23 protein-coding genes are annotated in these 24,293 nt (G+C 71.6%); 13 read left to right on the top strand and 10 right to left on the bottom strand.

All coding sequences use genetic code 11. The features are described from left to right. Positions 1–6: 6 nt before the first annotated feature. The gene (locus NQU55_RS14795) at positions 7–1,089 is read right to left on the bottom strand and encodes an NAD-dependent epimerase/dehydratase family protein (protein WP_168094305.1); all 1,083 of its coding nucleotides are present in this window, start codon (positions 1,087–1,089) and stop codon (positions 7–9) included. A gap of 162 nt (positions 1,090–1,251) precedes the next feature. On the opposite strand from NQU55_RS14795, the gene NQU55_RS14790 reads away from it, so the two are divergent. From NQU55_RS14790 to NQU55_RS14770, 5 genes are all read left to right on the top strand, one after another. Next, positions 1,252–1,437 (top strand): hypothetical protein, encoded by a 186-nt coding sequence (locus NQU55_RS14790; RefSeq protein WP_168094306.1) that lies wholly within the window; start codon positions 1,252–1,254, stop codon positions 1,435–1,437. A 20-nt stretch (positions 1,438–1,457) separates the two neighbouring features. Further along, positions 1,458–2,798: a lanthionine synthetase C family protein gene (locus NQU55_RS14785; RefSeq protein ID WP_168094307.1), complete on the top strand. Its 1,341-nt coding sequence runs from the start codon at positions 1,458–1,460 to the stop codon at positions 2,796–2,798. A gap of 89 nt (positions 2,799–2,887) precedes the next feature. Further along, the gene (locus NQU55_RS14780; RefSeq protein ID WP_168094308.1) at positions 2,888–6,208 is read left to right on the top strand and encodes a lantibiotic dehydratase; all 3,321 of its coding nucleotides are present in this window, start codon (positions 2,888–2,890) and stop codon (positions 6,206–6,208) included. Continuing rightward, entirely contained in the window at positions 6,205–7,134 is a 930-nt protein-coding gene (locus NQU55_RS14775; protein WP_168094309.1) for a phytanoyl-CoA dioxygenase family protein, read from the top strand. The genes NQU55_RS14780 and NQU55_RS14775 overlap by 4 nt, the downstream gene beginning before the upstream one ends. Before the next feature lie 24 nt (positions 7,135–7,158). Continuing rightward, on the top strand, positions 7,159–8,028 hold the full coding sequence (locus tag NQU55_RS14770) for a phytanoyl-CoA dioxygenase family protein (protein WP_168094310.1): 870 nt from the start codon (positions 7,159–7,161) through the stop codon (positions 8,026–8,028). A gap of 43 nt (positions 8,029–8,071) precedes the next feature. Here NQU55_RS14770 and NQU55_RS14765 read toward each other — a convergent pair whose 3' ends face one another. Both NQU55_RS14765 and NQU55_RS14760 read right to left on the bottom strand, forming a co-directional pair. Next, on the bottom strand, positions 8,072–8,803 hold the full coding sequence (locus NQU55_RS14765; protein ID WP_168094311.1) for an alpha/beta fold hydrolase: 732 nt from the start codon (positions 8,801–8,803) through the stop codon (positions 8,072–8,074). Between the two features lie 113 nt (positions 8,804–8,916). After that, positions 8,917–9,612 (bottom strand): SDR family oxidoreductase, encoded by a 696-nt coding sequence (locus tag NQU55_RS14760; RefSeq protein WP_168094312.1) that lies wholly within the window; start codon positions 9,610–9,612, stop codon positions 8,917–8,919. 143 nt (positions 9,613–9,755) lie between these two features. Between NQU55_RS14760 and NQU55_RS14755 the strand changes: the two genes are divergently transcribed. Then, positions 9,756–10,712, top strand: a complete 957-nt coding sequence (locus NQU55_RS14755; protein ID WP_256790710.1) for a LysR family transcriptional regulator — start codon at positions 9,756–9,758, stop codon at positions 10,710–10,712. Here NQU55_RS14755 and NQU55_RS14750 read toward each other — a convergent pair. The 3 genes from NQU55_RS14750 to NQU55_RS14740 form a co-directional block, all read right to left on the bottom strand. Next, positions 10,639–12,222 (bottom strand): TROVE domain-containing protein, encoded by a 1,584-nt coding sequence (locus NQU55_RS14750; RefSeq protein ID WP_168096728.1) that lies wholly within the window; start codon positions 12,220–12,222, stop codon positions 10,639–10,641. The two genes, NQU55_RS14755 and NQU55_RS14750, sit on opposite strands and share 74 nt — an antisense overlap. A gap of 489 nt (positions 12,223–12,711) precedes the next feature. After that, on the bottom strand, positions 12,712–14,001 hold the full coding sequence (locus NQU55_RS14745) for an MFS transporter (RefSeq protein WP_256790654.1): 1,290 nt from the start codon (positions 13,999–14,001) through the stop codon (positions 12,712–12,714). Continuing rightward, complete coding sequence (locus tag NQU55_RS14740) at positions 13,998–14,603, bottom strand: ArsR/SmtB family transcription factor (protein WP_168094578.1); 606 nt, start codon at positions 14,601–14,603, stop codon at positions 13,998–14,000. The genes NQU55_RS14745 and NQU55_RS14740 overlap by 4 nt, the downstream gene beginning before the upstream one ends. 247 nt (positions 14,604–14,850) lie before the next feature. Between NQU55_RS14740 and NQU55_RS14735 the strand changes: the two genes are divergently transcribed. Continuing rightward, entirely contained in the window at positions 14,851–15,369 is a 519-nt protein-coding gene (locus tag NQU55_RS14735) for a hypothetical protein (RefSeq protein WP_168094577.1), read from the top strand. A gap of 90 nt (positions 15,370–15,459) precedes the next feature. Then, the gene (locus NQU55_RS14730) at positions 15,460–16,269 is read left to right on the top strand and encodes a hypothetical protein (protein ID WP_168094576.1); all 810 of its coding nucleotides are present in this window, start codon (positions 15,460–15,462) and stop codon (positions 16,267–16,269) included. A gap of 43 nt (positions 16,270–16,312) precedes the next feature. On the opposite strand, the gene NQU55_RS14725 is transcribed toward NQU55_RS14730, so the two are convergent. The 4 genes from NQU55_RS14725 to NQU55_RS14710 form a co-directional block, all read right to left on the bottom strand. Then, entirely contained in the window at positions 16,313–16,633 is a 321-nt protein-coding gene (locus tag NQU55_RS14725) for a hypothetical protein (RefSeq protein ID WP_168094580.1), read from the bottom strand. 168 nt (positions 16,634–16,801) lie between these two features. After that, positions 16,802–17,710, bottom strand: a complete 909-nt coding sequence (locus NQU55_RS14720; RefSeq protein ID WP_256790653.1) for a lysozyme — start codon at positions 17,708–17,710, stop codon at positions 16,802–16,804. 276 nt (positions 17,711–17,986) lie between these two features. Next, positions 17,987–18,238 (bottom strand): hypothetical protein, encoded by a 252-nt coding sequence (locus NQU55_RS14715; protein ID WP_256790652.1) that lies wholly within the window; start codon positions 18,236–18,238, stop codon positions 17,987–17,989. A gap of 101 nt (positions 18,239–18,339) precedes the next feature. Beyond that, positions 18,340–19,152, bottom strand: coding sequence for a DUF899 domain-containing protein (locus NQU55_RS14710; protein ID WP_256790651.1), 813 nt, complete (start codon positions 19,150–19,152; stop codon positions 18,340–18,342). A 187-nt stretch (positions 19,153–19,339) separates the two neighbouring features. On the opposite strand from NQU55_RS14710, the gene NQU55_RS14705 reads away from it, so the two are divergent. The 5 genes from NQU55_RS14705 (at position 19,340) to NQU55_RS14685 (ending at position 24,183) form a co-directional block, all read left to right on the top strand. Beyond that, on the top strand, positions 19,340–20,005 hold the full coding sequence (locus NQU55_RS14705) for a DNA alkylation repair protein (protein WP_372504723.1): 666 nt from the start codon (positions 19,340–19,342) through the stop codon (positions 20,003–20,005). A 169-nt stretch (positions 20,006–20,174) separates the two neighbouring features. Further along, complete coding sequence (locus tag NQU55_RS14700) at positions 20,175–20,723, top strand: hypothetical protein (RefSeq protein ID WP_168096847.1); 549 nt, start codon at positions 20,175–20,177, stop codon at positions 20,721–20,723. A gap of 321 nt (positions 20,724–21,044) precedes the next feature. Continuing rightward, positions 21,045–21,794, top strand: a complete 750-nt coding sequence (locus tag NQU55_RS14695; RefSeq protein ID WP_206330226.1) for a 2OG-Fe(II)-dependent halogenase WelO5 family protein — start codon at positions 21,045–21,047, stop codon at positions 21,792–21,794. Positions 21,795–21,796: 2 nt separating this feature from the next. Beyond that, on the top strand, positions 21,797–22,594 hold the full coding sequence (locus NQU55_RS14690) for a tRNA-dependent cyclodipeptide synthase (protein WP_256790650.1): 798 nt from the start codon (positions 21,797–21,799) through the stop codon (positions 22,592–22,594). Between the two features lie 35 nt (positions 22,595–22,629). Then, positions 22,630–24,183, top strand: a complete 1,554-nt coding sequence (locus NQU55_RS14685) for an MFS transporter (RefSeq protein WP_168094433.1) — start codon at positions 22,630–22,632, stop codon at positions 24,181–24,183. The last annotated feature ends 110 nt before the right edge of the window (positions 24,184–24,293 follow it).

Genomic DNA, 24,293 nt, shown 5'->3' with positions numbered 1-24,293 from the left:
GCGCCGTCACGCCTGCCGCACCCGGACGTCCGCGGTCCCCGTCTCCCGACCGCCGGGCCGGCCGTTCGCGTCCGGCGTCCCCGCTCCGCCGGTCCGGGTGTCCCAGGCCCGGAGCAGGGCGTCCTCCCGCGCCGGGGCGAGCGCATAGGCACCGGCCGCGTAGTCCCGGCCCGCCGTACCGCCGGCCGTCATCCAGGCCCAGGTGTCGCGCACGGTCTCGGCAACGGGCCGGGTGCGCAGGCCGGTGGCCTCCGCGCGGGAGGTGTCCACCGACCAGGCCCCCGCGTCGTCGGCGGCCCACAGCGGCAGGCCGAGCCAGGGACGGACGTCGTGGGCCCGCAGGAAGGCCTCGTCGGCCCAGACGGTCTCCGCGCCGATGGTGCCGACGGCGTCCAGGCAGTGCGTCAGCAGTTCGCCGATCGTGGTCTGTCCCGCCGGTCCGGTGACGTTGAACGCCCCGGCCGGCTGCGGGCCGGCGAGGACGTCGAGCAGCCAGCCGGCCAGGTCGCGCGCGTCGAGGAAGCGCAGCGGCAGGCCGGGCGGCCCCGGGGCGAGGATCCTGCCGCCCCGCGCGGCGCGGTTCAGCCACCGCGGCAGGCGCCCCAGGTCCTCGTGCGGCCCGAGCAGGAGGCCCGGCCGGACGATGAGGGAGCGCGGTCCGAAGACCTGGGTGACCGCCCGTTCGCAGCCCGCCTTGAGGGTGTCGAAGTCCGCCTCGTCGAGACCGGCGTCGGAGGGGCAGGGCCGTAGGCGGGAGTCGTCGGTGACCGCGGCCCGGGGCCAGCCGAGGGCGGCCAGCGACGAGACGAACGCGTACCGGCCGGCGGCCCCCTCCAGCTCCCGGGCCGAGGCGAGAACGTCCCGGGGGAGCATCCCCGAGGTGTCCACCACCGCGTCCCACGGGCCGCACGCGGCCAGCCGCCGGAGGTCCGCCGTCCGCGTGCGGTCACCGCGCACCACCTCGGCACCCGGGTGGTCCGGGCCGTGCGTCCCGCGGTTGAACGTGGTCACGCGCAGGCCGCGCGCCAAGGCCTGTGCCACCAAGGGCCTGCCGAGGAAACCCGTTCCGCCGAGTACCAGGACGTGCATGACTCCCCCTTGCTCACGGCCTGTTGGGTGAGGAGCACGAACACCGGTCGTTCGATTCCCCAGTCCCTCACATCACTGTTGACACATGTTCGAACGCAACTTAGCTTCTGTGATCGCGTGTTGAAAACTGTTCAAGAGATGTTCCGAGAGGAGTGATCCGTCGTGTCATCCGCAACGCTGATCGATCTGGACAGTGAGTTCGACCTCGACATTCACATCGCGTCGCCTGACGCCCTGGACACCGAGCCCACGGCTTGGTGGTGCACCCACCCGTACAGCTGCCGCTGGACCAAGTGCTGTTCGGGCTCCGAGAGCCCCGAGGGCGACCCGACCGCGTTCGGTCGCTGACGGGCTGGAGAAGAATCGAAATGGAACGGGACGTCCCGGCCGTCGTGCCCGCAACCCACTGCGGCCGTGACGTCCCGGTCCGCACGTCGCCACGTGACACGGCCCTCGGGATCGTGCGCGAGGCGGCGGGCCGGCTGCGTGACCCGCAGGCGGCGCCCCGGTACGCGGACCTGGCCCGGAGCCGGTCGGCGGGAGGCTTCGAGTTCTGGCCCACCGCCCTGTCCTCGGGGCTGCCCAGCGTCGCCCTGCTGATGACCGAACTCGCCCGAGCCCTGCCCGGCGAGGGCTGGGACGCCGCGGCCCACACCCACCTGAAGTCCCTCGCCGAGGCCACCCGGGCCCGGCCCGTCACCGGACTGGGCATGCACGGCGGCCTCGGTGGCGTGGCCCTGACCTTCGCCGCGGCCGAGGCCATGGACCCGCGCTACCGCACGGTCCGGCGCTCCCTCGACCGCGCGCTGGCCGAACGCGTCCGGGATCACCCTTGGCGCCACGGCGAGGACGGCGTACAGGACCACGACTACGACGCGGTCAACGGCGCCGCCGGACTGCTCGGCTACCTCGTCACGGCCACCGACGCCGGTCCGGCCGTCGCCGAGGCCGTCACGGTGCTCGTCGACCACCTCGTCCGGCTGGCCGGTCCGCCCGACGCGCCGCGCTGGCGGATCGCCGCGCACGCCGACGGCCACGGACATCCCGGTGGCCACTACGACCTCGGCCTCGCTCACGGCGTCGCCGGCCCGCTCGCCGCCCTCGCTCTCGCCCGCCGCGCCGGCCACGGCGGACCGGCCCTCGACCGCGCCCTCGGCGACACCGCCGACTGGCTGCACGCCCGCCGCACGGAACCCGTCGCCGCGTTCGGCGCGCCCGACTGGCCCGCCACGGTCCCGGCCCCCGCTCCCGCCACGGATGCGGGGCAGCCGCCCGGCCGTCCCGGCTGGTGCTACGGCGGCCTCGGCATCGCCCGTGCCCTCTGGCACGCGGGCACCGCCCTGGGGCGGGACGACCTCAAGCGGCACGCCCTGCGCCGTGCCGCGGCCGATCACCGGCCCCAACTCGACCACACCGCCGGGGACTCGCCGGGCCTTTGCCACGGCACGGCCGGGCTGCTGCGGCTGTGGACCCTGTTCGCCCCCGACGACCCCTCCGGCCGGGCCCGCGCGGCGGCGGACGCGGCCCTGGCACGGCTGGCCGCCGAGTACGACCCGTCCACCCCCCTCGGCTACCGCGACGAGGAACGACCGGGAGTCCACCTGGACGACCCCGGCTTCCTCACCGGCGTCTGCGGCGTGCTGCTGAGCATGCTGGCCGCCGTCACCGACACGGCCCCGCTGTGGGACCGCAGCCTGCTCATCGACTGACGGAGCGGCACCGCCGAAGCGGGGAGCGAAGCGGCACACCCTTGTCGAAGGATGCGCCGCCCCACCCACTGGTGAAGGAGAGAGCGCACGTGACCGTCCGCACCGCGGAGCCGGACCGGCCCCTGTACGAGCCCGCGCCGTTCTACGTTCTGCGGGCCCCGGCACTGAGCACGGACGTCTTCTCGCAGGCCGGCCCCCGGCCCGGTAGCGACGTGCGCACGTGGGAGGCGGACCTGCTCCGGACGGCCGCCCTGCCCGCCGTACGGCTCGCCCTCCGGCTCGCCAGCCCGTCCCTGGCCGACGCCGTCGCGCACCGGCTCGCCGGGCCGGACCCGTCCGAGACGACCGCCGACGGGCAGGAGTCGCGGCGGCGCGCCCGCACCCGCGCCGCGCTGCTGCGCTACGTCACACGCATGAGCACGCGCCCCACCCCGTTCGGGGCGTTCGCGGGCGTCTCCGTCGGCCGCTTCGCCGACAGCAGCACCGAGCGCCTGGGCGCCACCGCACTCGCCGCCGTCCGCACCCGCGCCGACTTCGGCTGGCTGCTCGGCGTCATCGAACGGATCGAACAGGACGAGACGCTGCGCGCCGCCCTGCCCGTCCACGTCAACCGCGCCTGCCACGTCGTGGACGACCGGCTCGTCCTGCCGCAGGCCGACGTCTACGGGCGGCGCGACGTCCGGCGGGCCACGGTCCGGATCTCCCGGCCGGTCGCCGCCGTCCTCGGCCACGCGACGGAACCGATCGCCTTCGGGGACCTGCACGCCAAGCTCGCCGCCGAGTTCCCCCAGGCCGGTCCGCAACGGATCGCCGCGCTCCTCGGCAAGCTCCGGGAAAGCCACTTCCTCGTGGGCGCCCTCCGCCCGTCACTCACCGACCCCGACCCCACCCGCTCCGTGCGCGACGCGGTCGACCGCCTTCCCGGCGGCGCATCGTTGACCGCGGCCCTGGACGATGTCCTCGACCGCACCGCCGGCCTCGACCGCACCGCCGGCCTCGACCGCGCCGCCCTTGCGGACGCCGACGACGCGCTGCGCGCCCTCCACCGCAGCCAGCACGCGCTGTGCACCACCACGCCCGCCGCACAGGCCGACGCACGCCTCGCCACCGTCGGCCGCACCCTGCACCGGGACGTGGCCCAAGCCGCCGCCGACGCCGCGGAGCTCCTGCTGCGCCTGGGCCGGTTCCCGCACGGCCACGACCACCTGTCGGCCTACCGGGACGCCTTCCTGGAGCGGTACGGCATCGGGGCCCGGGTACCCGTGGAGGAGTTGCTGTCGCCCGAAACCGGGCTCGGCCCACCCGCCACCTACACCGAACCGCGCCCCGTGCGACCGCCTGCTCCCCCGTCCCCCGCCCGTGAACAGGAGCGCGACGACATCCTGCTGCGCGTCGTCAGCGGCGCGCTCAACTCCGGGGAGACGGAGGTCGAGCTGACCGACGACCTGATCACCCGGCTCACCCGCTGGACACCCGCCGACTCGCCCGCCCCGTCCGCCCTCGACGTGTTCCTCCAACTGCACGCCCGCAGCCGGGAGCACCTCGACCGCGGCGACTGGCGGGCCGTCCTCGGCGTCACCCCCCTGGCCCCGGGGGGCCGCTCCCTCAGCCGCTTCCACGACCTGCTCGACGAGGCCGAACTCTCGGCCCTGCGGGAGCTCTACGAGGCCGAGGCGCGCGCCGAGGCAGCCCTGCCGGTCGAGCTCAGCTACCTGCCCAGCGCGGGCCGGGCGGCGAACGTCGCCCTCCACCCGGTCGTCCGGCCCTACGAGATCGCCGTCAACGTGGCGCCGTCCGTGCCCGCCGACCGCGTGCTGCCGCTGTCCGACCTCACGGTGGGGGTCGAGGGCGGGCGTTTCGTCGTCCGCTCCCGGCGGCTGGGCCGTCGGCTGTCCGTCGGGCAGAGCCACATGCTGACCACCATGCAGGCGCCGAACGCCTGCCGGTTCCTCCTCGAAATCGCGGAGGACGCCCGCCCCCTGCCGTCCGTCTTCCACTGGGGCGGCGTCGGCAAGGCCCCGTTCCTGCCGCGCCTGGTCCGGGACCGCATCGTGCTGAGCCCCGCCCAGTGGAACGTCACCGACACCACGGTGGTCCCGCAGGGCCCGGGCAGCGCGGACGAGCGCTGGTTCCGCGGCGTCCGGCGCTGGCGCCGGGAGTGGCGCGTGCCGCGCCACGTGTACCTGGTCGAATTCGACAACCGCCTGCTCCTGGACCTGGAACACCCCGCCTTCGCCGCCGAACTGGCCGCCCAGCTGCACCGGGCCCGGGAACAGGGACGGCAAAGGGTCGTCGTCCAGGAGATGCTGCCCGACTTCGATCACCTGTGGCTGCGGGACGAGGCCGGGGCGCCCTACCTCTCCGAGGTCGTCGTCCCGGTGGTCACGACGGGAAGCCTCCGCGCCGGAAACGCGCCGGCGGAGGCGACGCCCCCCGTCCAGGCCCCGGCCCGCCGCCGGTCCGACCGGGTCCTCGCCCCGGCGGACCGCCGGTGCCTGCCCGGCGGCGACTGGGCGTACCTCAAGCTCTACGGCACGCCGGAGCAGCTCGACCGCGTGGCGGCCGGCCGTGTCCCCGGCCTCGTCCGGAGTCTTGAGGACGACGGCCTGCTGGACCGCTGGTTCTGGATCCGGTACGCCGACCCGGACCACCACCTGCGCCTGCGGCTGCGGGGCGCCGTCCCGGAGGCGGGGGAAGGCGTTTTGACCCGGGCGCTGCGCTGGGCCCGCGAGGCGGCCGACGCCGAGGGTCTGTCCGCCGTCGCGGTCGACACCTACCGGCCGGAGACCGAACGGTACGGCGGTCCGGCCGCGCTCGCCGCCATGGAGCGCGCGTTCGGCGCCGACAGCACGGTCTGCGCGGCCGTACTCGGCGACGCGCGGGCCGCGGAACCCGGCCCGGGGCGCCTCATGGAGGCCGCCTTCACCCTGGACCGCTTCTTCGCCCACTGGGGGCTCGACCCCGCCGAACGCCTCTCCCTGGCGGCCGACCTGAGCGAGGGCCACCGCGCGGACGACACCGTCCGCGGCCTCGTCCGCCGCCTCGGCCTGCGGATCGCCGCCGCGGACCACCCCGCGCCCGCCGAGCCCGGGGACGACGCCCCGCCGCCGGACCTCCTCCGTCCATACGCCGACCTGCTGCCCGCAGCCGCCGGCACGGTGGACGGGCTGCACCGGGCCGGTGACCTGTGGCAGCCCCCGCGCGAGATCCACGCGAGCCTCGCGCACATGCACGCCAACCGGCTCTTCGGCATCGCCCGCGAATGGGAGAACCGGATGTACACGCTCTGGGTGCAGGCGCTGCGCGCGGCGTCCCACCGGAGAGCGGCGGCGGACGAGCCGGCCGGGACGGCACGAGACAGGAAGCCGGCCGGGACGGCACGAGACAAGAGGAGCGTGGAAAGCCCGTGATCACCCACCTGCTCGACCGTCCCGAGGACGTCGCACGAGCCGTCGATGCCTTCCGGGAAGACGGTTACGTCGTGCTCGACGGCCTGTTCACCGCACAGGACGTGGCCGGCTTCCGGAGGCTGCGCGAACGGGCCGTCGCCGACACCCGGTTCACCGACGGCACCGACGACCGGCCGCTCTTCGTCACCAACCTGGTGGAGCGCTATCCCCGGGAGATCTGGCCGGCGGTCAGCCGGCCCCGGCTGCTGCGGTTCGCGGAAGCCGTCATGGGCCCCCGGGTCCAGCTCGACAGCACCGTGCTGTTCGGGGCCCCGGCGATGGAGACCGAACTCCGCGGCCTGCCGGTGCACTGGCACCGCGACCGCTTCGGCTCCTTCCCCCAGGGCGGCTACGCCCACCCCCTGCTGATCATCTGCTTCCTCTATCTCCAGCCCATGACGGACGACGCGGGCCCCCTCCGCGTCGTCCCCGGCTCCCACCGCCGCGCCGTGACGATCGCCCCCGACGCGCTGGACCGGCCCCACCCCGAGGAGCGGCTGCTGGCCACCCGGCCGGGCCACCTCGTCGTCATCCACCACAACCTGCTGCACTCCGGCTCGCACAGCGTCCTGGCGGAGGAGCGGCAGTTCCTCGGCATCGGTTTCAACACCTCCGCGATGCGCCAGGACGACACCTTCACCGGCCCCAACTGCACCGCCCTCGCCCGCACCGCCCGCCGCACCGGCGACCGGCGGGCCCTGCGTCTGCTGGGCCGCGACGACACCATCAACCTGCGCCAGAACGCGGGCTTCACCTCACCCGAGGACTCCGTCTGGGCGCGCTGGGCGGACGAGGACGACCGCGCGCTGAACCCGGCGGAGGACAAGGCCGTCCGCACCGCCCGGGCCGCGCTGCTGCCCGACAGCTCCCAAGGACCGGCGGCGTAAGCCCGGGAAGGAAGGAAAACCCTGATGCGACTCTCCCGGGAGCAGGTCGAGCACTACCGCAACTTCGGCTACGTCGTACTGCCGCGGCTCCTCAGCGACGACGAGACCGGACGCCTGACGGAGGAGGTCCGGCGGGCCCACGCCGACGCCTTCGCCACCGACGAGCGGACCGACGGGGGCGGGATCCCCGGCCGCTACCTGCCCATGATGACGCCGGAACGGACGCCGCTGAGCCTGTCCCTGCTGGAGGACCCCCGGTTCCTCGGCACGGCCGGGCAACTCGTCGGGAACGTGCTGCCGACCTTCGCGGAAAGCGTCCTCTTCTACCGGGAGGCCCCGCTGCACAAGGACGCGGTCCCCGGGATGTCCGGCATCAAGCTCATCATGTACCTGGAGCACGTGAAGGCCGACACCGGTGCCCTCCGGGTGCTGCCCGGCTCCCACCACGCCGACTACAGCGCCGCACTGGCCGAATGGCACCGCGAGTCCGGTGTCTGGGCGGGCGAGTGGGACGGCAAGCGCCTGCGCCGCCAGCTCGCCGGGCTCCCCCTCCAGGTGCTGGAGACCCGGCCGGGCGACGTCGTGGCCTTCGACTGGCACCTCTGGCACGCGACTCTCGGCGGCATCGACCGCCACCAGTGGACGGTCAGCTACGTCAGGGACCCGGAGACCCCGGAGGAGACCGAGCGCTTCCGCCGGCAGATGGCGGCCGTCGACGAATCCGGGCTGGACCTCCCGTACGACCCGGCAAGGTACCCGCGGTACGCAACGGCCTGGCTGAGCACGGGCCTCGGGGACGAACAGCACGACCGGACCATCGGACGCATGCGGGAACTGGGCATGGTCGCAGAGGAGGTCGCAGAGGAGCAGGAGCGGGCTCCTTCCGCCCGCTGAAGCGGACGACGGCGGACCGGCCGGTCCTCGCCGACGGGGCGAGTCATCGTCGCGGAGCGGGGAGGGTGGAGGTGGCGGTGGCGATCCGGCCCAGGAGAGTGGCAAGTTGCCGGGGCATGGAGAGGAACGGCGAGTGGCTGCTCGGCAACCGGTGGACGGAATCGGCGCGCGCGGCGAGCTCGTGTTGCCGGGACGGTTCGAGCGCCTGATCGTGGTCGCAGACGATGTAGCTGGAGGGCACGGTGCGCCATCCTGCCGTGGTCACCCGCTCCGTGAAGGACCGGACGCTCTGCGGGCGCAGCCGGGCCACGGCGCGGTCGGCATCGGCCTCGGGCACGTCGTCGAAGAGTATGCGCCGGGCGTCCTCGTACGGCGGGGTATGGCCCGTGCCATCGTCCGGCACGGGCGCTCCGATGAACGTGAACATGCTTTCGCCCACGTCCAGTGGGAAGGCGGCGAGGTACACCACCCCTGCCACGTTCGCGGCATCCGCGACGGCCTCCGTGGCGGGGACGCCTCCATAGGAGTGGGCGACCACCACCACCGGGCCGTCGATGCGCCGGAGGCTGTCCCGGATGACGTCCGCGTCGTCCAGCATGCCCGCCGGGCGGGCGCCGCCGTACCGGCCGGCCGAGGGATTGGCACTCGGCAAGTCGACCGCCTGGGACCGCCGGCCCTCGGCGTCGAGCGCGGCGCGTAGAAGGTCCCAGCACCAGGCTCCGTGCCAGGCTCCGTGGACCAGCAGGAACGTCGGCCGGTCGGTGTCAGCGTTCATGTGCGGTACCTCCGTTGTCCGAGCGGGGTCGCGGGCCGGCAGGTCGAAGCCGGTGATCGTGACGCGAGGTGGCGTAGCGGCCTACGAGACGCGGCGAACGCCGGTCACGGCCTCTACCAGGGCACATCATGCCCCTGGTGGTCGAGGAAGTGGAGGCCGGGTACCCCCCGGCGGCTCTCGATCGTCTCCGCCACCCCGGGAACGCTCTCCTCCACGCTGAGATCGGCGTCCGGTCCCCCGAGTTCGGTGCGCACCCAGCCCGGGTCCATGAGCAGCAGTGTCCGCTTGCCCTCGGCGTAGCGGGCGGCGTAGCTGCGCATCAGCTGGTTGAGGGCGGACTTGCTGGCCCGGTACAGGTCCTGCCCGCCCTCCGTGTTGAGAGCGATGCTGCCCTGGTCGGAGGACATGACGCCGATGGTCCCGGTCGGCGCGACCAGCGGGCGGAGGGACTCCACGACGCGCATCGGGCTGAGTGCGTTGGTGACCATGACCTCGGTGAACATGTCCGTCGGCACCTCGCCGATCGGGATGTCGCCGCGTGTGATGGCGGCGTTGACGAAGAGCAGGTCGAGGGTGCGCTGTGCCAGTCGGTCGCCGAGGGCCGATATCTGCTCCGGCTCGGTCATCTCCAGCGACTCGACGGTCAGCCGTCCTTCGGACGCTTCGGCCAGGTCGTGGAGGCCGGTGCGCCGGTTGCCGCGGACCGTGCCGATGACGTCCCAGCCGCGGCGGAGGTACTCGGCGGCGAGGCCGAGGCCCAGGGTCCGGGAGGCCCCGACGATGAGAGCGGTCTTGCGTGTGTCGGTCATGTGATTCCTATCGTGGGTCAGGGAGTTCAGGACCGTCGGAGTGCCGGAGCGCCGGTGACGATCACTCATGGTTCGAGTCTCCGAGTGATCCAGCCGGGCGTCCAATACCCTTCCGGCGCAATTGATACCGTCAAGGCATGGATCTGGATTTGGATCTGCGGAAGCTCCGCTATTTCGTCGCGGTGGCCGAGCACCGGCACTTCGGCCGGGCGGCACAGGCGCTGTTCATCGCGCAGCCGGTCCTCAGCCGGCAGATCCGCGCGTTCGAGCAGGAACTGGGATGCCGGCTCTTCACGCGGACCACGCGCAGCGTTGAACTGACGCCTGCCGGACAGCAGTTGTACGACGAGGCGCAGAGGATCACCACGGTGGTGGCCGCGGCGCTGCGGCGCGTACACGAGGCCGAGCAGGGCGCGCAACGGCTCGTCATCGCCTTCTCGCCCGGCCTGCACGTGTCGGAGGCGATCCGGGCGTTCACGGCGAGCCGCCCGGAGGTCGGGATCGATGTCTTCCCGCTGCGCTGGTGGGAGCAGGACGCGCCGCTTCGCGACGGCCGCGCGCACGTCGGATACCTCCGGCACCCCTTCGACGACTCGGGGCTGCGCACCGTCCCCATCGGTCACGAGACCAAGGTCGTGTGCCTGCCCGTGACGCATCCGCTGGCCGGCCGGCGCACACTCACGTCGGCCGATCTCGACGGTGAGCCGACCCTCGGCGTCAGGACGCGGCGGACGTCCTCAGTGGAGGAGAAGTTCGAGCTCATCGCCTCCGGGCAGGGCATCGCATTCGTCCCCGTCAGCGTCGCGGGCTCCTACTCCCGCCCTGACCTGGTCTACCTGCCCGTCACCGATGCGCTGCCCGTCGAGACCTGTCTGGCGGCGCCGGAGAGCAGCTGCTCAGGACCCGTACGGGACTTCCTGGACATCGCCACCGCCACCCTGCGCGACCACTCCGGCGATGCGACCGGGGCCGCGGACCCGACGGGTCCGACGGCCCCGACGGCAATGGCAGCGGCAGGGACAGCGCTCAGTCCTCCCAGGGCCAGCGTGCGTCCCGGCCGCCTTCCAGCAGCGGCACCATCCGGAATGCCGCGTCGGTGAGCCCGCCGAAGGTGTGCCGGTCGGCGGATCCCGACGGGCCGTGGCCGGGCCGGTAGCCGGCCAGGTTCCAGGTGTAGACCGGGATGCGGGCCGGGACCTGCTCGGTCGGGTCGCCCGCGTGGTGGTGGGCGGCCTGTTCGTCGGTGACGATCAGGACCCGGTCGTGGCCGCGGTAGTGCCGGCGCACCGCCTCGGTGGTGTCGGTCCCGCCGAGGCTCCCGAAGCGCTCGAGGACCTTGAGGACCGACTCGCCGCGGCGGTAGGCCACGGGCGCGCTGGTGGTGCCGAACTCGATGAGATCGGCGTCAGCCGCGCGCATGGCCACGGCCGTGCCGAAGATGGCCGCGGCGTCCGCGCGGTTGAGCTGGGAACGGTCGGACAGCGGTGACCACATGGAGCCGGAGCGGTCGACCAGGACCAGGGTCCGGCCGGGCAGCCCGGGCACGTTCTGCAGCGAGTGGCCCAGGGCCCGCTCCAGCGGGTACGCCCAGCGCAGTGAGGGCGCGTGCTGATAGGCGGCCAGGTACCGGAAGGGGAACTGCCGGGACCGCGCGACCTCTTCCGGGTCGGCTATCCGCGCCGCGACCTGCTGGGCGACCTCGTCGGAGACTCCGGCCTCGTCGAAGTTCCGCAGGTTGCGGACCAGGGCCATCGTGCCCATGGAGGGAATGACGGCCTCCCACGCCGCCGCGTCCATCGGGCCCTGCAGCCAACCGGCCAGCGCCTCCCAGGTCATGCCCGCTGCGGCGAGCCGCTCGGCACCGCCGGGACCGGTGACCACAGCCCGCCGCTCCCCCGCGGGCACGGCCATCAGCGCGCGGTGCGCGGTCAGGGTGCGGTCGGAGGCGGGCGGGGTGGCGGTGTCGGGGTTGTGGCGGCGGTCCAGGGCGTACTGGAACAGCGCGCCCTGCCACGGCTTGTCCGGGTCGGGCGTGGGGTGGACGAGGTTGAGGACGTCGCCGAAGCGGTAGCCCTTGGAGGCGGTGTCGTACTTCAGGAGGTTGCGGCCGGTGTACAGGCGCTTGGCCGCGTCGGCGATGCCCCGCTTGACGGGCTTCGGGACGTTCCGGCCGTAGGTGGAGGTCCAGTAGGCCAGCATCTCGCCAGGCTCGTCCGCGCGGCGCAGCACGGAGTCGACGACCTGGCGGTTGGTCGGGCCGTCGGTGGCGCCGGCGTCGAGACGTGCCTTGACGTACTCGGCGGCGCCCACAAGGGAAGCGGTGCGCATCTGTCCGTCGCCGCGCAGCCACCGGAGGAGGCCGGCGGTCCAGGCCGGGTCCTCGACGGCGAGCTTGCGTACGAGCGTGGCGAACCGGTCGTCACGAGCGGTACCGCTCTCGTGGTGGGTCTGCTGGGAGACGAAGTTGGCGACCGCGAGCAGGAACAGCTCGGAGCGCGCGTCCCGCGCGCGCCCCTTGCCGCCGAGGTGCGTGCGGGCGCGCCGCCCGGTCGTGGTCACGGGCGAGACGGGCCCGGCCGTCTTGGAAGCACGGGCGTTGAAGCGTGCCATGCGAATTCCCCCGAATTCGTCGGGGAAGCACGGCACGGGGGCGTCCGAGATCACGAGGTCGGCGACGGTACAGACAACTGCTCTTCCTGGCTGAGCTACACCAGCCCGTGGCTGGGGCGGGATTCGAACCCGCGACCGGCTGTTCCAGAAGTAACCGTCACCTGCGCACCGGACGCCCCGGTGCCGCGCCTCCCGAGTTCAAAGTGGCCACGGCATGGGATTCGATCACAACGAAGTAGCCGTGGCCCGCGCACCGGGAGGTGCTGAAGCTTGGTGTCCAGAGATCGAGGCGGCGGAACCGACAAGGTGCTCTGCCGACTGAGCTACACCGGCCTGTGTGCCGGCGGCGGGACTCGAACCCGCGGCCTCCCCATGAAGAGTGGAAGTAGGTCCTGCCTTCGCACCTGGACACGGATCACTCTAGGAGTACGGACATCCGGGGCGCCAAGGGTTTTTCATAGTTGGCGGGGTCGCCCGGAGTCCCGGCGTTCACACTCTCTGGTAGGTGACACCTGAGGCTCCGACCACGCCGGACGTCGGCAGGTTCCGGGTCCGCCCTATGGGGGAGAAGAGCAGGAGCAGCCCGGCGAGAGGCACGCCGGCCGTGGTGATCCACATGGCTGCATGGACCCCGAGGGCTTCGCCGAGGGTTCCGCCGAGCAGCGCTCCCAGCGGGATGGTTCCGTAGTTGAGGAATGCCGTGGTCGCGGTGAGGCGGCCGAGGAGCTCCGGTGGGCAGTAGCGCTGCTGGAAGCTCGCTTTGATGACATTGCCGGCCACGACACCGGCGGAGACGCAGAAGCCGCCGGCTATGAAGAGCAGGACTCCGGCTCCGTCTGTGGTCAGCGGGATGAGCAGGGCGAATACGGGCAGCCCCAGTTCGAAGAGCAGTGTCGCGCGGGCTGTGCCGACCCGGCCTGCGACCCTGCGTGCGGCGAGGGCTCCGGCGACGCCCCCTGCACCGGCGGCCGCGATGATCGCGCCGACGGGGCCGGCGTCCAGTCCGACGGTTCGGACGAGGAAGACCACCAGGATCGATTGGTATCCCATGAGGGCCAGGTTGGAGGTGGCGCCGAAGAGCGTCAGGGTACGGAGCCAGGGGTCTCGTGCGACGAGCCGCAGGCCCTCGCCAATGTCGCTGACCAGAGTTTTGGAGTGCCGAGCGGTTCCGGTGGGGCGCGCCTCGCGATGGCGGATGCCCGACAGGCAGAGAAGGGACACGAGGAACGTCGTGGCGTTGGCGAACATCGCGTTGACCGCACCGGTGAATTGCGCGATCAGGCCGCCCGTGCTGATCCCGGCGATCTGTGCGGCGGATGCGCTGCCGTGCAGCTTGGCGTTGCCTTCCGGCTGGTCGTCGGGTTCCAGGATGCTGGGGAGGTAGGCGCTGTAAGCGGTCTGGAAGAACACTGCGGCCGTGCCCGTCAGGAGGGCGACGGCCAGCAGCAGACCCACGCTCAGCTGCCCGGCCCGAGCGGCGACCGGGACGCCCGCGAACAGGACGAAGGAGACCGCGGCGGCTGCCAGCATGATCGGCCTGCGTCGGCTCCGGTCCACCCAGGCGCCCACCGGGAGGCCGATGATCAGCCAGGGGATCCAGCCGGCCGCGGTCAGCAGACCGACCGTGAACGTGTCGGCGTGCAGGTGGGTGACGGCGATCAGCGGCATCGCCACCCCGGTGACGGACGCGCCGAACTTGCCGGCGGTCTCACCGCACCACAGCAGACGGAAGTCCCGGTGGCGCCGCAGGAGGCCGCCGCGGCGCATGCGCCCGCTCATGCGATGCCGCGTCTCTTGCGGGGGAAGGACTGCAGCTGTACGACGACGGGGAGCGCGTCGGGGGACGGTTCGGTGTCCGGGGCGGGCGTGTGGCGGGCGATGACGGCCATCAGTTCGGCGTTGAGCGCCGCCAGCTGATCCGGTGTCATCCGCAGGTCGCGCCAGTCCGAGACCGTTCCGGCGTCGCGCCATGAGCCGTCCCAGTCCTCGTTGAGGTAGGTCGTCACCCTGCCGAAGTACTGGTGCACCAGCTCGTGCAAGTAGACCGACAGCGCGCCACGGCTGTCGGGGTCGTCACGGAAATCGGCGGTGTGCAGCTCGTTTGCGCCGCCGGCCCTTCTCCACCAACGCTCCCTCTTCGTGCCCCGCCCGGCCTCTTCCTCGATGAAGCCGTGCTCCGCGAGATGGCGCAGATGCCAGCTGACGGTGCCGGTGTTCTCCCCGAGCCGCTCGGAGAGCCCGGTGGCGGTGGCGGGGCCGTCCAGACTCAGCAGTTCGAAGATCTGCATCCGCAGTGGATGAGCCAGCCCGCGCAGGCTGCGCGCATCCATGCGGCGTGGGGGCTTGGCGGGTGGCGCTGTGCGCTGGGGTTCATCGGCCATGCCGACATCGTAAGTTGCAGAGGATTCTCTGCATAGAGTTCTCTGCAGAGAAAGCTCTGCAATGTGCTCCGAAGGCAGACAGCTGCCGTGGCGCGTGTTCTTGACGGAGGGTCAGTCGATTCGGGCAGTCACCCCGATCCACACTCGAACATATGTCACCTTTCACGACGAAACGATTCCCCTTTGTACAGTCTCTTCTTGGCGCGCTCACGCCCAAACCGGATCAGGCACGCACAGAGGAGCAGATATGCGCACATGGAGGACGGCGGTCGCCGCCGCGTCAATGGCAGTCCTGGCGTTCATCGGCGGCACCTCACCCGCCGCGGCCAGAGGGGCGGACGATGACCCGTCCGCCCCGGCCACCGTGCCCGGGGGACGGGACGCCGACGGCGGCAGCGTCGACGCCGGCAAGTCCGGTTCGGATGCCGACGCGTCCGCGGTGATCCGATGCGAGGGCCAGGTGCAGCGCCCGCACAACTCCACCCACGTGCCCGGCACCATCAACGTCGTCGTGACGGTCTCGTGCACGGCACCCGTGCCGGAGATCACCACGCGCGCGGCCCTGTACAAGAACGGGCAGCTCGTCAATCAGTCGGCGCTGAGGACGCAGAGGAACACCCGCAGCGCCCAGAACAACGCGGCCGTGAGGTGCAGCCCCGGCAAGTACCGGGGCTGGATGTACTTCAAGGTCGTCTTCCCGCCCGGCTACCGCCCGCCGACCGCCTCCGCCAACGCTCTCGGCCAGGAGGTCACCCTGAACTGCTGAATCCGCCGGACCCACTGGACCCGCTGACCCACGACCGCCGGAAGGACGGCACCGTGTTGCCATGGGGCGCCGCCGGGGAAGGATCACGGTGTGCGCCCCACCCCTGCCCGGATCCTGCGTCGGCGAGTGGCACAGCTCGACGCGGCCGTGGACCCGACCGCCGACACGGACGCCCGGCTGCGCCACTTCACCTCCGTCATGACGGCGTGGACCGAGCCTGAAATGACGGCCCTGGCGGGTGGACCGGCCATCCTGGCGCCGTCCGAGGTGGAGGAAGCGGACGAGACGGCCGACAGCTGCCTGCTGCTGGGCCGGCTCGCCCGGGACGCGGAATGTCTCGTCCGGGGGCCGCTCGACCGGACGAGACAGCACTGGATCGGCACAGCTCCGCACGAGCTGATGCCTCACCGGCGGCCCGCCCCGGACCAGGAGCACTTCACCGCGCCCGGCGGGGATCCCACCCCGCCCAGCACGAAGCCGTTCCACCTGGGGCTCTACACGTCCACGGCGCGGCGTGACGGGCCGGGCATGTGGCGGATGTTCCTCGACCTGGGATCGAGTCTCCATCCCCGGCCCTGGCAGACCTGGGAGCTGCCGGTCACGGATCCCGCCGCCGACGTCCTCGGCATCGGCGGCGCGAGCGACTGGGCGGCATTCGTCGGACGCTACCCGCTGGTCCGCGGCGACGACGTCTACCCCGACTGGGCGAAGGCCGCCCAGGACTTCGCCGGGGTGCACATGACCCTGCGCGCGATCGTCGCCGCCCAGGGGTTCCGCATCCCGGTGACGGACGGCCTGGCCGCGGCACCCTTCTGGGACATCGAATCAGTGCTGTGGCTGCGCTGGTGCTTCGCCACCCCGCGCCTGGTGGAGATCACAGCACCCGACTCCCGACCGTGACCGCTGTGACAGGAGCGGCCTCGCCTCGGCCCGGCCCGGCGTCCTACGCGGTGCCGGGCCCGTCGAGGAAGCGCAGCAGTACGGCGGCCTCCGCGCGGAGCCGCGCGGCTCGGTCGGCATGCGCGAGCGCGGTCAACTGCGCTGCAGCCTCCAGTCGCTCGGCGGCCTCGGCGCGTACGACATCAACCATGATGCGCTCGCTCAGTTCACGCCGCGGCGCTTCGGTCGCGCCGGCACCGACCGGCGAGTGCTCAAGAGCCGCGCCGCGGAGTTCGGCTTCGTCCACGGGCACCGCCTCGGCGTTGTCCAGCGCGGCGAGTGTCGCACGCAGGGCACTCACTGCGACCTTGTCGCGGGCGCGCATCGCTTCCGGCAGTGCTTGACGCATACGAAGACGTACAGACATGCCGATGACCCTATGGACCTGCCCCTGGGCTCACAACGCAATATGCGTGCAGCCGCTGATGAGTGAAGGACGGCAGCCCCCGGCACGTCGGTGCGGTGGCCCGCCGTCCTTCACCCCGTGGCCCGGTCAGTCGTAGGCGAGCGCCTCGAGCCTGCTGTACGAGCCGTTGAAGCGGTCGTGGTCGCCGACGGTGGGACCGGTGTTCGTGTGCTGCCAGAAGGTGTAGAAGCCCCAGCCGTTCGGCAGCTCACCTGAGGAGGAGCCGTAGCGCGGCACCCACAGCGGGTTGTACTTGCCGAATCCGCCGTAGTTGCCGGTGCACTTCTTCCACCACGTCGTAGAGGTGTAGATCACCGCGTCGCGCCCGGTGTGGTCGCGGTAGGCGTCGAGGAAGTCGTCGATCCAGTCGATCATCCGGCCCGTGCTCAGGCCGTAGCAGGTGCTGCCGTAGGGGTTGTACTCCATGTCGAGCACGCCCGGCAGCGTCCAGCCGTCGTCCGTCCAGCCGCCGCCGTGGCGGACGAAGTAGTCGGCCTGTGCTCCGCCGCTGGAGTTGTTCGGCAGGGCGAAGTGGTACGCACCCCGGATCATGCCCGCGTCGTACGAACCGTTGTACTGCTGGGCGAAGTGGGGGTTGGTGTAGCTGGTGCCCTCGGTCGCCTTGGCGTAGGCGAATCTGACACCGCTGTTCCAGAGCTTGGACCAGGCAACGTTGCCGTTGTGGCTGCTGACGTCCACACCGTTGACCGAGGCGCTTACCGCGGCGCTCGCCATGGGGTCCGCCGGGGGGAGGTCGGGCTCCGAGGGGTCGGGCAGGGAGGAGCCCTTGGCCGCCAGGCCGCGCTCACCCTCGTGAGCGCGGATGGTCGAGCCCATCCAGTCCTGCTCGGGGTGGGTCGGCCGGATGATTCCGGCCTCCGCGGCGGCGGTTCCGGGGAGAGTGACGAGCAGGGTGAGTACGGTCAGCAGGGAGAGGAGGATGGCCGCCGCTGTGGGGGGATGCGGGCGACCCGGGCCGGAGTGGTGCTCGGGCATGAGGTGCCTCCGAGGCCATGGTGGGGGGAGAGTGCGGGGAATTCAACGGTCACCGCATTGGTATGACCATCCCTTCTTTGATGATGTCCGCCCCCGGAAACTCTCTGCCGGAATTCGGTCCGGCCACGACGCTCGCCTCCTCCGGCAGTCGGACGCACGCTGCACTGTCACTGTCACGCTCACATCCGGGCCCCGGCAGCGCACGAGGGCCGTACGGTTCCCTGCGCCATGTGGGTGACGTGGGCGGGCGAAGCAACGAAGGGGCGAAGAACGAGCTCAGCAGTTCTCAGTGATCACGTCTTGCAGGGTCGAGAGGGAAAGGTTGTCGTCGGCCACCTTGGTACGGAGACTCTCCAGAGTCTGCTGGAGGGCCTGGATCTCCTGCTCGGGTGGATCCGGTTGCGCCTGGAGGCTCGCGATCTTGTCTTCGAGCTCACGGATCCGCTCTTCGGTGCGGCGGATTTCCTTCCCAAGTTCCTTTGCCAGACGCTTCATCATCTGGCAGGGCGATTCGTCGGCGGGAGGCATCTCCATCACTCCTCATCGGTTCAGTCGGAGAAGGCCGGATATCGCAGGCTACGTCCGTGCGCAGGGCACGGCACCCCGGTGCCGTCCGACGGAGTTCCGGCTCACTGGTGGCTGTCCCGGCCGAGGGTTTCCACGGGGGTCGCGCCGGGGCGGGTCCATTGCGGCACCGGGCGGCTGGTCGGGCCCCAGGTGGCGCGGCCGTCGGCGTCCGAGCGCCAGTACCAGCAGGCCTGACGGCTCTCGGCCGGGTACCCTTCGCGGACGTCGCCGATCACCGGCCGGCCCTCGGGATTGTCCTCCCACGCCTCGCCGCGGCCGTAGGGCGTCATGTCGAGCAGGCCGAGAGACCCGTTGACCCGCTCGTTGCCACGGCCTGTCGTGGCATAGGTGAGGAACACCCGGTCGCCGTCGCGCAGGAAAGAGACGAGGTAACCCATCTCTCCGCCGACCGGTGCCTCCACGCCCCGCACCGAGTACCAGGGCTGGGTGTAGCCCATGAACTCGACGTAGGCAGCCACCTCCTCCCACGGTCCCGTGGTCAGGACGGCGAACGAGACGCCCCGGGCGTTGAGGTAGACCGCGTCCTTCACGTGCCAGGCCGTGGTGGTGCAGCCCTCGCACTGCCCTTGGTGCGGCGCACCGTCGTACCACATGTGCTGGTAGACCACGAGCTCGTCGCGCCCCTGGAACAGGTCCAGGAACGGGACCGGCCCGTCGGGCCCGACGACCTCGACCGTCCCGTCGAACTCCACCATCGGCAGCCGCCGCCTGGCCGCGGCGATCGCATCGCCCTCATGGGTGTGCGCCTTCTCGCGGACCAGCAGTTCCTCGCGCGCCGCCTGCCAGGTGGCCAGGTCGACGACCGGCGGCTTGCCGGGGAGGTCACTGCTCGTGTTGCCGGGCGTGGTCGTCATGGCGTCCTCCGTGGTCTCTCGTGCCAGGCAGCGTCGTACCACGTCCTACGAGGCTCACCACGACAGACTCGCGCTCCGGCCCGGAACTCGTCACGGCGGAAGGTGCCCCCGGCCGAGCCGGCACGTGGGGCAGGAGGCCGACTCCAGCCGTAGGCTGGACCTCACGCGTGATCGACAGGAGGCTGACGTGGCCGAGACGTCGCCGGCCGAGGTGATGGCCGAGCTGGCCGGGCTCGAGGACCCGAAGACACGCAAGGTGAACGAGAAGCACGGTGACGATCACGGTGTGAACCTCGGCAAGCTGCGCGCGCTCGCGAAGCGGCTCAAGACGCAGCAGGACCTCGCGTGCGGGCTCTGGGAGACGGGCGACTCGGCGGCAAGGCTGCTGGCGATCCTGATCTGCCGCCCGAAGGCGTTCGAACGCGACGAGCTGGACGTCATGTTGCGCGAGGCGCGCACACCCAAGGTGCACGACTGGCTCGTGAACTACGTGGTGAAGAAGAACCCGCACGCGGAAGAGCTGCGCCTGGCCTGGTCCGCCGATCCGGATCCGGTGGTCGCAAGTGCCGGCTGGGCGCTGACCACCGAACGCGTGGCGAAGAATCCCGAAGGCCTCGACCTCGCAGGCCTGCTCGACGTCATCGAGGCGGAGATGAAGGACGCCCCGGAGCGGCTGCAGTGGGCGATGAACCACTGCCTGGCTCAGATCGGGATCGAGCACGCTGAGCACCGCGCCCGTGCGATCGGCATCGGTGAGCGCCTGGAGGTGCTCAAGGACTACCCGACCTCCCCGGGCTGCACGTCCCCGTTCGCGCCCGTCTGGATCACCGAGATGGTGCGCCGACAGCAGTAGGCAGGGTTCACGCTCATCGGCGATGGTCACCCGAGCAGGACATCCGGCACCGCACCGCCGCGCCCGGCACTCCCCCCCCCGGTGGCGCGTTCAGGCCCTCTGGCGTACCCGGGTGCGTCACCCCACCCTGAGGACAGAGTTCCGTCGGTCGGGACATCCGGGAGGGCACATGCTGTACGTCTTCGGTTTCGAGCGGATCGGCGTGGTTGCGAGCGACATGTACTTCGTGGATCCCCACCCCATCCCGGGGCAGGAGGGCGCCGAACGGGGCGTACGCCTGGAAGTACGCGTCCTGCGGCCCGGGGACCTGCCGGGAGGCATCTACGCGTCGCGGCCCATCGTAGTCGACCGCCCGGTGTGGCGTGCCGACCTCCTGGAGTCCGTGGCGGGCCCGTCCGGCAGCCTGGACCGGGCGCACCACCACCCGAGGTTCGACGGCTGGGAGCCCGGCGGGCGCGTCTTCGCCGAAGAACTCTCCGCCGCGCCGCTCGACTGGGTGGCCGGCAGGCTGGCGGACCTCGACACCCTCCTGTCGGAGGCCGGCGTCCCGGCCTCCGAAGCGGGCCCGGACGACGCCGCCGACCTCCGCAACGCCGTCCCCGACATCATGGCGGCGGTACGCAGGCTGCTCGACGGTGTGGCCAAGGGAGAGCTGGCCCGTCCGCCCGCCGGCCTGGCCGAGGAGGACATCGCGAACGCCCGTGTCAGCTGGCTGTGATGCTCCCTGATCAGCCCATGGGACGTCCCCTGCCCTCAGGGGTGTGAACGCACAGGCGCGCGCCCATGGCGGGCATCCGGGGTGCGCCCCCTCCCCCGCGACGGAGGCGCCACGCGGTCGTCTCCGTCGTCGGGAGGAACGGCCGATGCGCCCGCCTCATCCAAGGGTGCACCTACGAATCGATACACAGCATGAGGATCCGGTAATTACCGGTCGGGATGATGGAATTACCTGCAAAACGCCCCTGCGCCGCACTGTCGGGCACGCGGGCCGCACACACGGGGGACCATCATCAACGTCAAGCGCACCACCGCATGCCAGTTGTCCCAAGAGGACATCCTCTCGGTCGTCCAAGGCACCACGCTGGCCGTCCACGTCCCGGGATTCGTTCACCCGGAGGCGCTCGCCTCGGCGCGGCGGCAGCTCTTCGACCACCCCGACCGGGGCAGTCTGAGCCAGGCCGCGGAGTTCAAGCGCATCGGATTCGCCTACTCCGAGATCAGCGACAGCGCCTCGCGCGATCGCTACCACGCCGAGGCGCGCACCAACATCCAGCGGATGCGCGACCTGTTCGCGCCCTACGCCTCGCCCAGTGACGTCCTGCGGCTGCTGCTGGAGGAGACCTGGGCCGCCGGGGCCGGCCTGATGCACGTCGAAGGCCGCAAGGCGTTCATCGGCATCTGCCGCTACCAGGACAAGAACGTCGACCTCAATCCGCACACCGACGCCCTTGAGCGGAACCTGCCCGCCGAGCACGCGCGCCGCCTCGAAGCGCAGCTCTCGATCAACATCTACATCAACATCCCGCGCACCGGCGGCGAGCTGGAACTGTGGGGGACCGAGCCCGGCGAGGACGCCTACCGCCACCTCATGGACGGGCGGACCTGGGGCATCGACCGCGAGAAGATCGGTCCGCCCGTGGAGGTCGTCAAGCCGGCCCCGGGCGACCTGCTCCTGCTCAACCCGCGTCAGATCCACGCCGTGCGCCCGTCAGGGGACGAGCCCCGCATCACTCTGGGGCACTTCCTCGGCTACTACGGCACCGACCGCCCGCTCGAACTGTGGAGCTGACGGTGAACAACGACATCAAATCCATCGGCCATGACCTCAACGGCCTCAATAACCTCAATGACCTCAGCGGAAACGGCCGCACAGGCCTCGCCCAGCACTCCTACGCCCTGGACGGCCGCAGCAAGGCGAGTTTCGGGGAAAAGGCCAAGTCGCTCCCCCTCGCCGGAAAGCGGGCCGTCCTGCTGGTGAGCGTAGGCCAGCGCTACCACGAGGGCGATAAGCTCCGCGCCACAGTGGAACTCATCCAACGCAGCGAGTTCCGGCAGCTGACCATTGCCGTGGCTGATACTCTGCAGCGCACCAACTATCTCGGGTTTTCCCGGCAGGACGCTTACGACCGCGCGCTCAGGGCGGGGGACGAGTGGCTGCAGCGCAACGAGAAAACACTCGCAAGGCTCTCCGCGATCAGCGATGTCCTCCGCTGGGACGAGGCGCTGCGCGACCCGGTCTACCCGCAGTTCCGCAAGCACATCGAGGACGCCTACGAGCACGACCCGCGCTACCGGCAGGCTCTGCTCCGCACCGTCGGAAAGTTCCTCGACCGCCTCACGGCCCGCGACCCGGAAGCGGATATCGCGGCGGCGTCCCGGAATTGTCTGTCCTACCTCATCGAGGAATGCCCCGTCATCATGCCGACCTGGGCACACCGCGGATACGACTATGTGATTTATCCGCAGCCCATGACGGTGGCCATGGCGGAGACCCGCCGGCTGTTCGTCGAGGACGCGTACCCCGGCAAGGCGGACTGGCTCTCCCTGAAGTTCAAGAAAAGGGCCGCCACCGTCCAGGACGTCATCTGAAACCGCCCTTCGACCCGGTGTAGGGGAACATCACCGTGACAGCATCGACCGACCGCAAGTGGTGGGCATTCACCGGTGTCAGCCTCATCAGCTTCCTCGGCTGCATCGACCTCACCATCGTCAATACCGCCGCCCCACAGATCCAGGCCGATCTCGGCGCCTCCGTGACCGACCTCCAGCTCATCGTCAACATGTTCATCGTCGCCCTGTCGATGTTCATGGTGACGATGGGGCGGCTGGCTGACACCTACGGCCGGCGTCGCGTCCTCTACACCGGAACCGTCGTCTTCGCCCTGGCCTCCCTCGGCGCCGGACTCGCCCCGGGCACCGGCTGGCTCATCGCCTTCCGGTTCCTCCAAGGCGCCGCGGGAGCCGTCCTCTACACCTCCACGGGCGCCATCGTCCAGAACGCCTTCCCCCGGTCGCAGCGCGGCCGCGCCATCGGCGCCCTCTACGGCGTCAACGGCCTGGGCCTGGCCGTCGGCCCGCTGCTCGGCGGAGTCATCGTCTCCGCCGTCGGCTGGCACTGGGTGTTCTGGCTGAACGTCCCCCTCATCGCCGTCGCCCTGGCCCTGTGCTCCTTCAGCGTCAAGGAGTCCCGCGACCGGGACGCCCCCGGTCTGGACCGGCCCGGGCTCGTCCTCATCAGCCTGGGCATCCCCGCCGTGGTCCTCGCCTTCACCCTCGGCGACCACTGGGGCTGGTCCAGCGCACCCACCCTGGGCCTGCTGGCCTTCGCGGCCGCCTCGCTCGTCGCCTTCCACGCCGTCGAACGCCGCGCGACCGACCCCATCATCGACTTCCGGCTCTTCCGCCACCGCGCCTTCCTCGGCGCCATCGTCTCCGACTTCGCCCTGGCCTGCTTCTACGCCACCGTGCTGTTCCTGCTGCCCCTCTACCTCAGCGGCGTGCGGAGCTACGACGGTTACGCCACCGGTGCCCTGCTGCTGGCCTGCACCGCCGTCATGGCGGCGCTCTCCCCCGGCGTCGGCCGGCTGACCGACCGCTACGGCCCCAGGAAGCTCCTCGCCGCCGGCTTCGCCGCGTTCACCGTCTCGGCCCTGATGCTCGCGCGCATCGCCCCTGACACCTCCACCGGATACCTCGTCCTCGCGCTGGTGGCCATGGGCTTCGGCTGGGCCTTCATTCTCGGCCCCGCCACCGTCTCCGCGCTGTCCGCCGTGCCCGAGCGGCAGGCCGGTCTCGCCGTCGGCTCCTCCTGGACCTTCCACAACCTCGGCGGAGCCATCGGACTGGCCGCCGCCGTCAACCTCTACCGCCTTCAGGGCGAACGCACCCTGAACGCCGAACTCGCCGAACACCACGCACCCACCGGCCCCTGGGCGCAGTCCGTGGTCGCTGAACCGGAACACGCCACGGCGCTGCTGCGGCAGCACACCTCGCTCAGCGGACCGGAGATCGACGAGGTCTACGGCCAGGTCTTCTCCCACGGCATGCAGACCGCGATGTGGATGGTGGCCGGCACCTCCCTGGCCGCCCTCGCCGTCGTCGGCCTGCTCGGCCTGTCGGCACGCCGGTCCACAGCCGCCGCCTGCGAGGTGGCGGCCGACAACGAACTCGCCCGGTAGGGCGGGCGCGTCGACGGGCGCGCGACCGGCCGGGGAGTGCGGGATTCCCCGGCCGGCACCTCACGTACCGGCGCGGTCAGGGCAGTTCGCATGCTCTCCGGAACGGCCGT

Origin of the sequence: Streptomyces telluris (assembly GCF_024519335.1) — a bacterium.
In the GTDB taxonomy this organism is placed as follows: Bacteria; Actinomycetota; Actinomycetes; order Streptomycetales; family Streptomycetaceae; genus Streptomyces; species Streptomyces telluris.
This window is presented reverse-complemented; position numbering and strand designations above follow the sequence as displayed.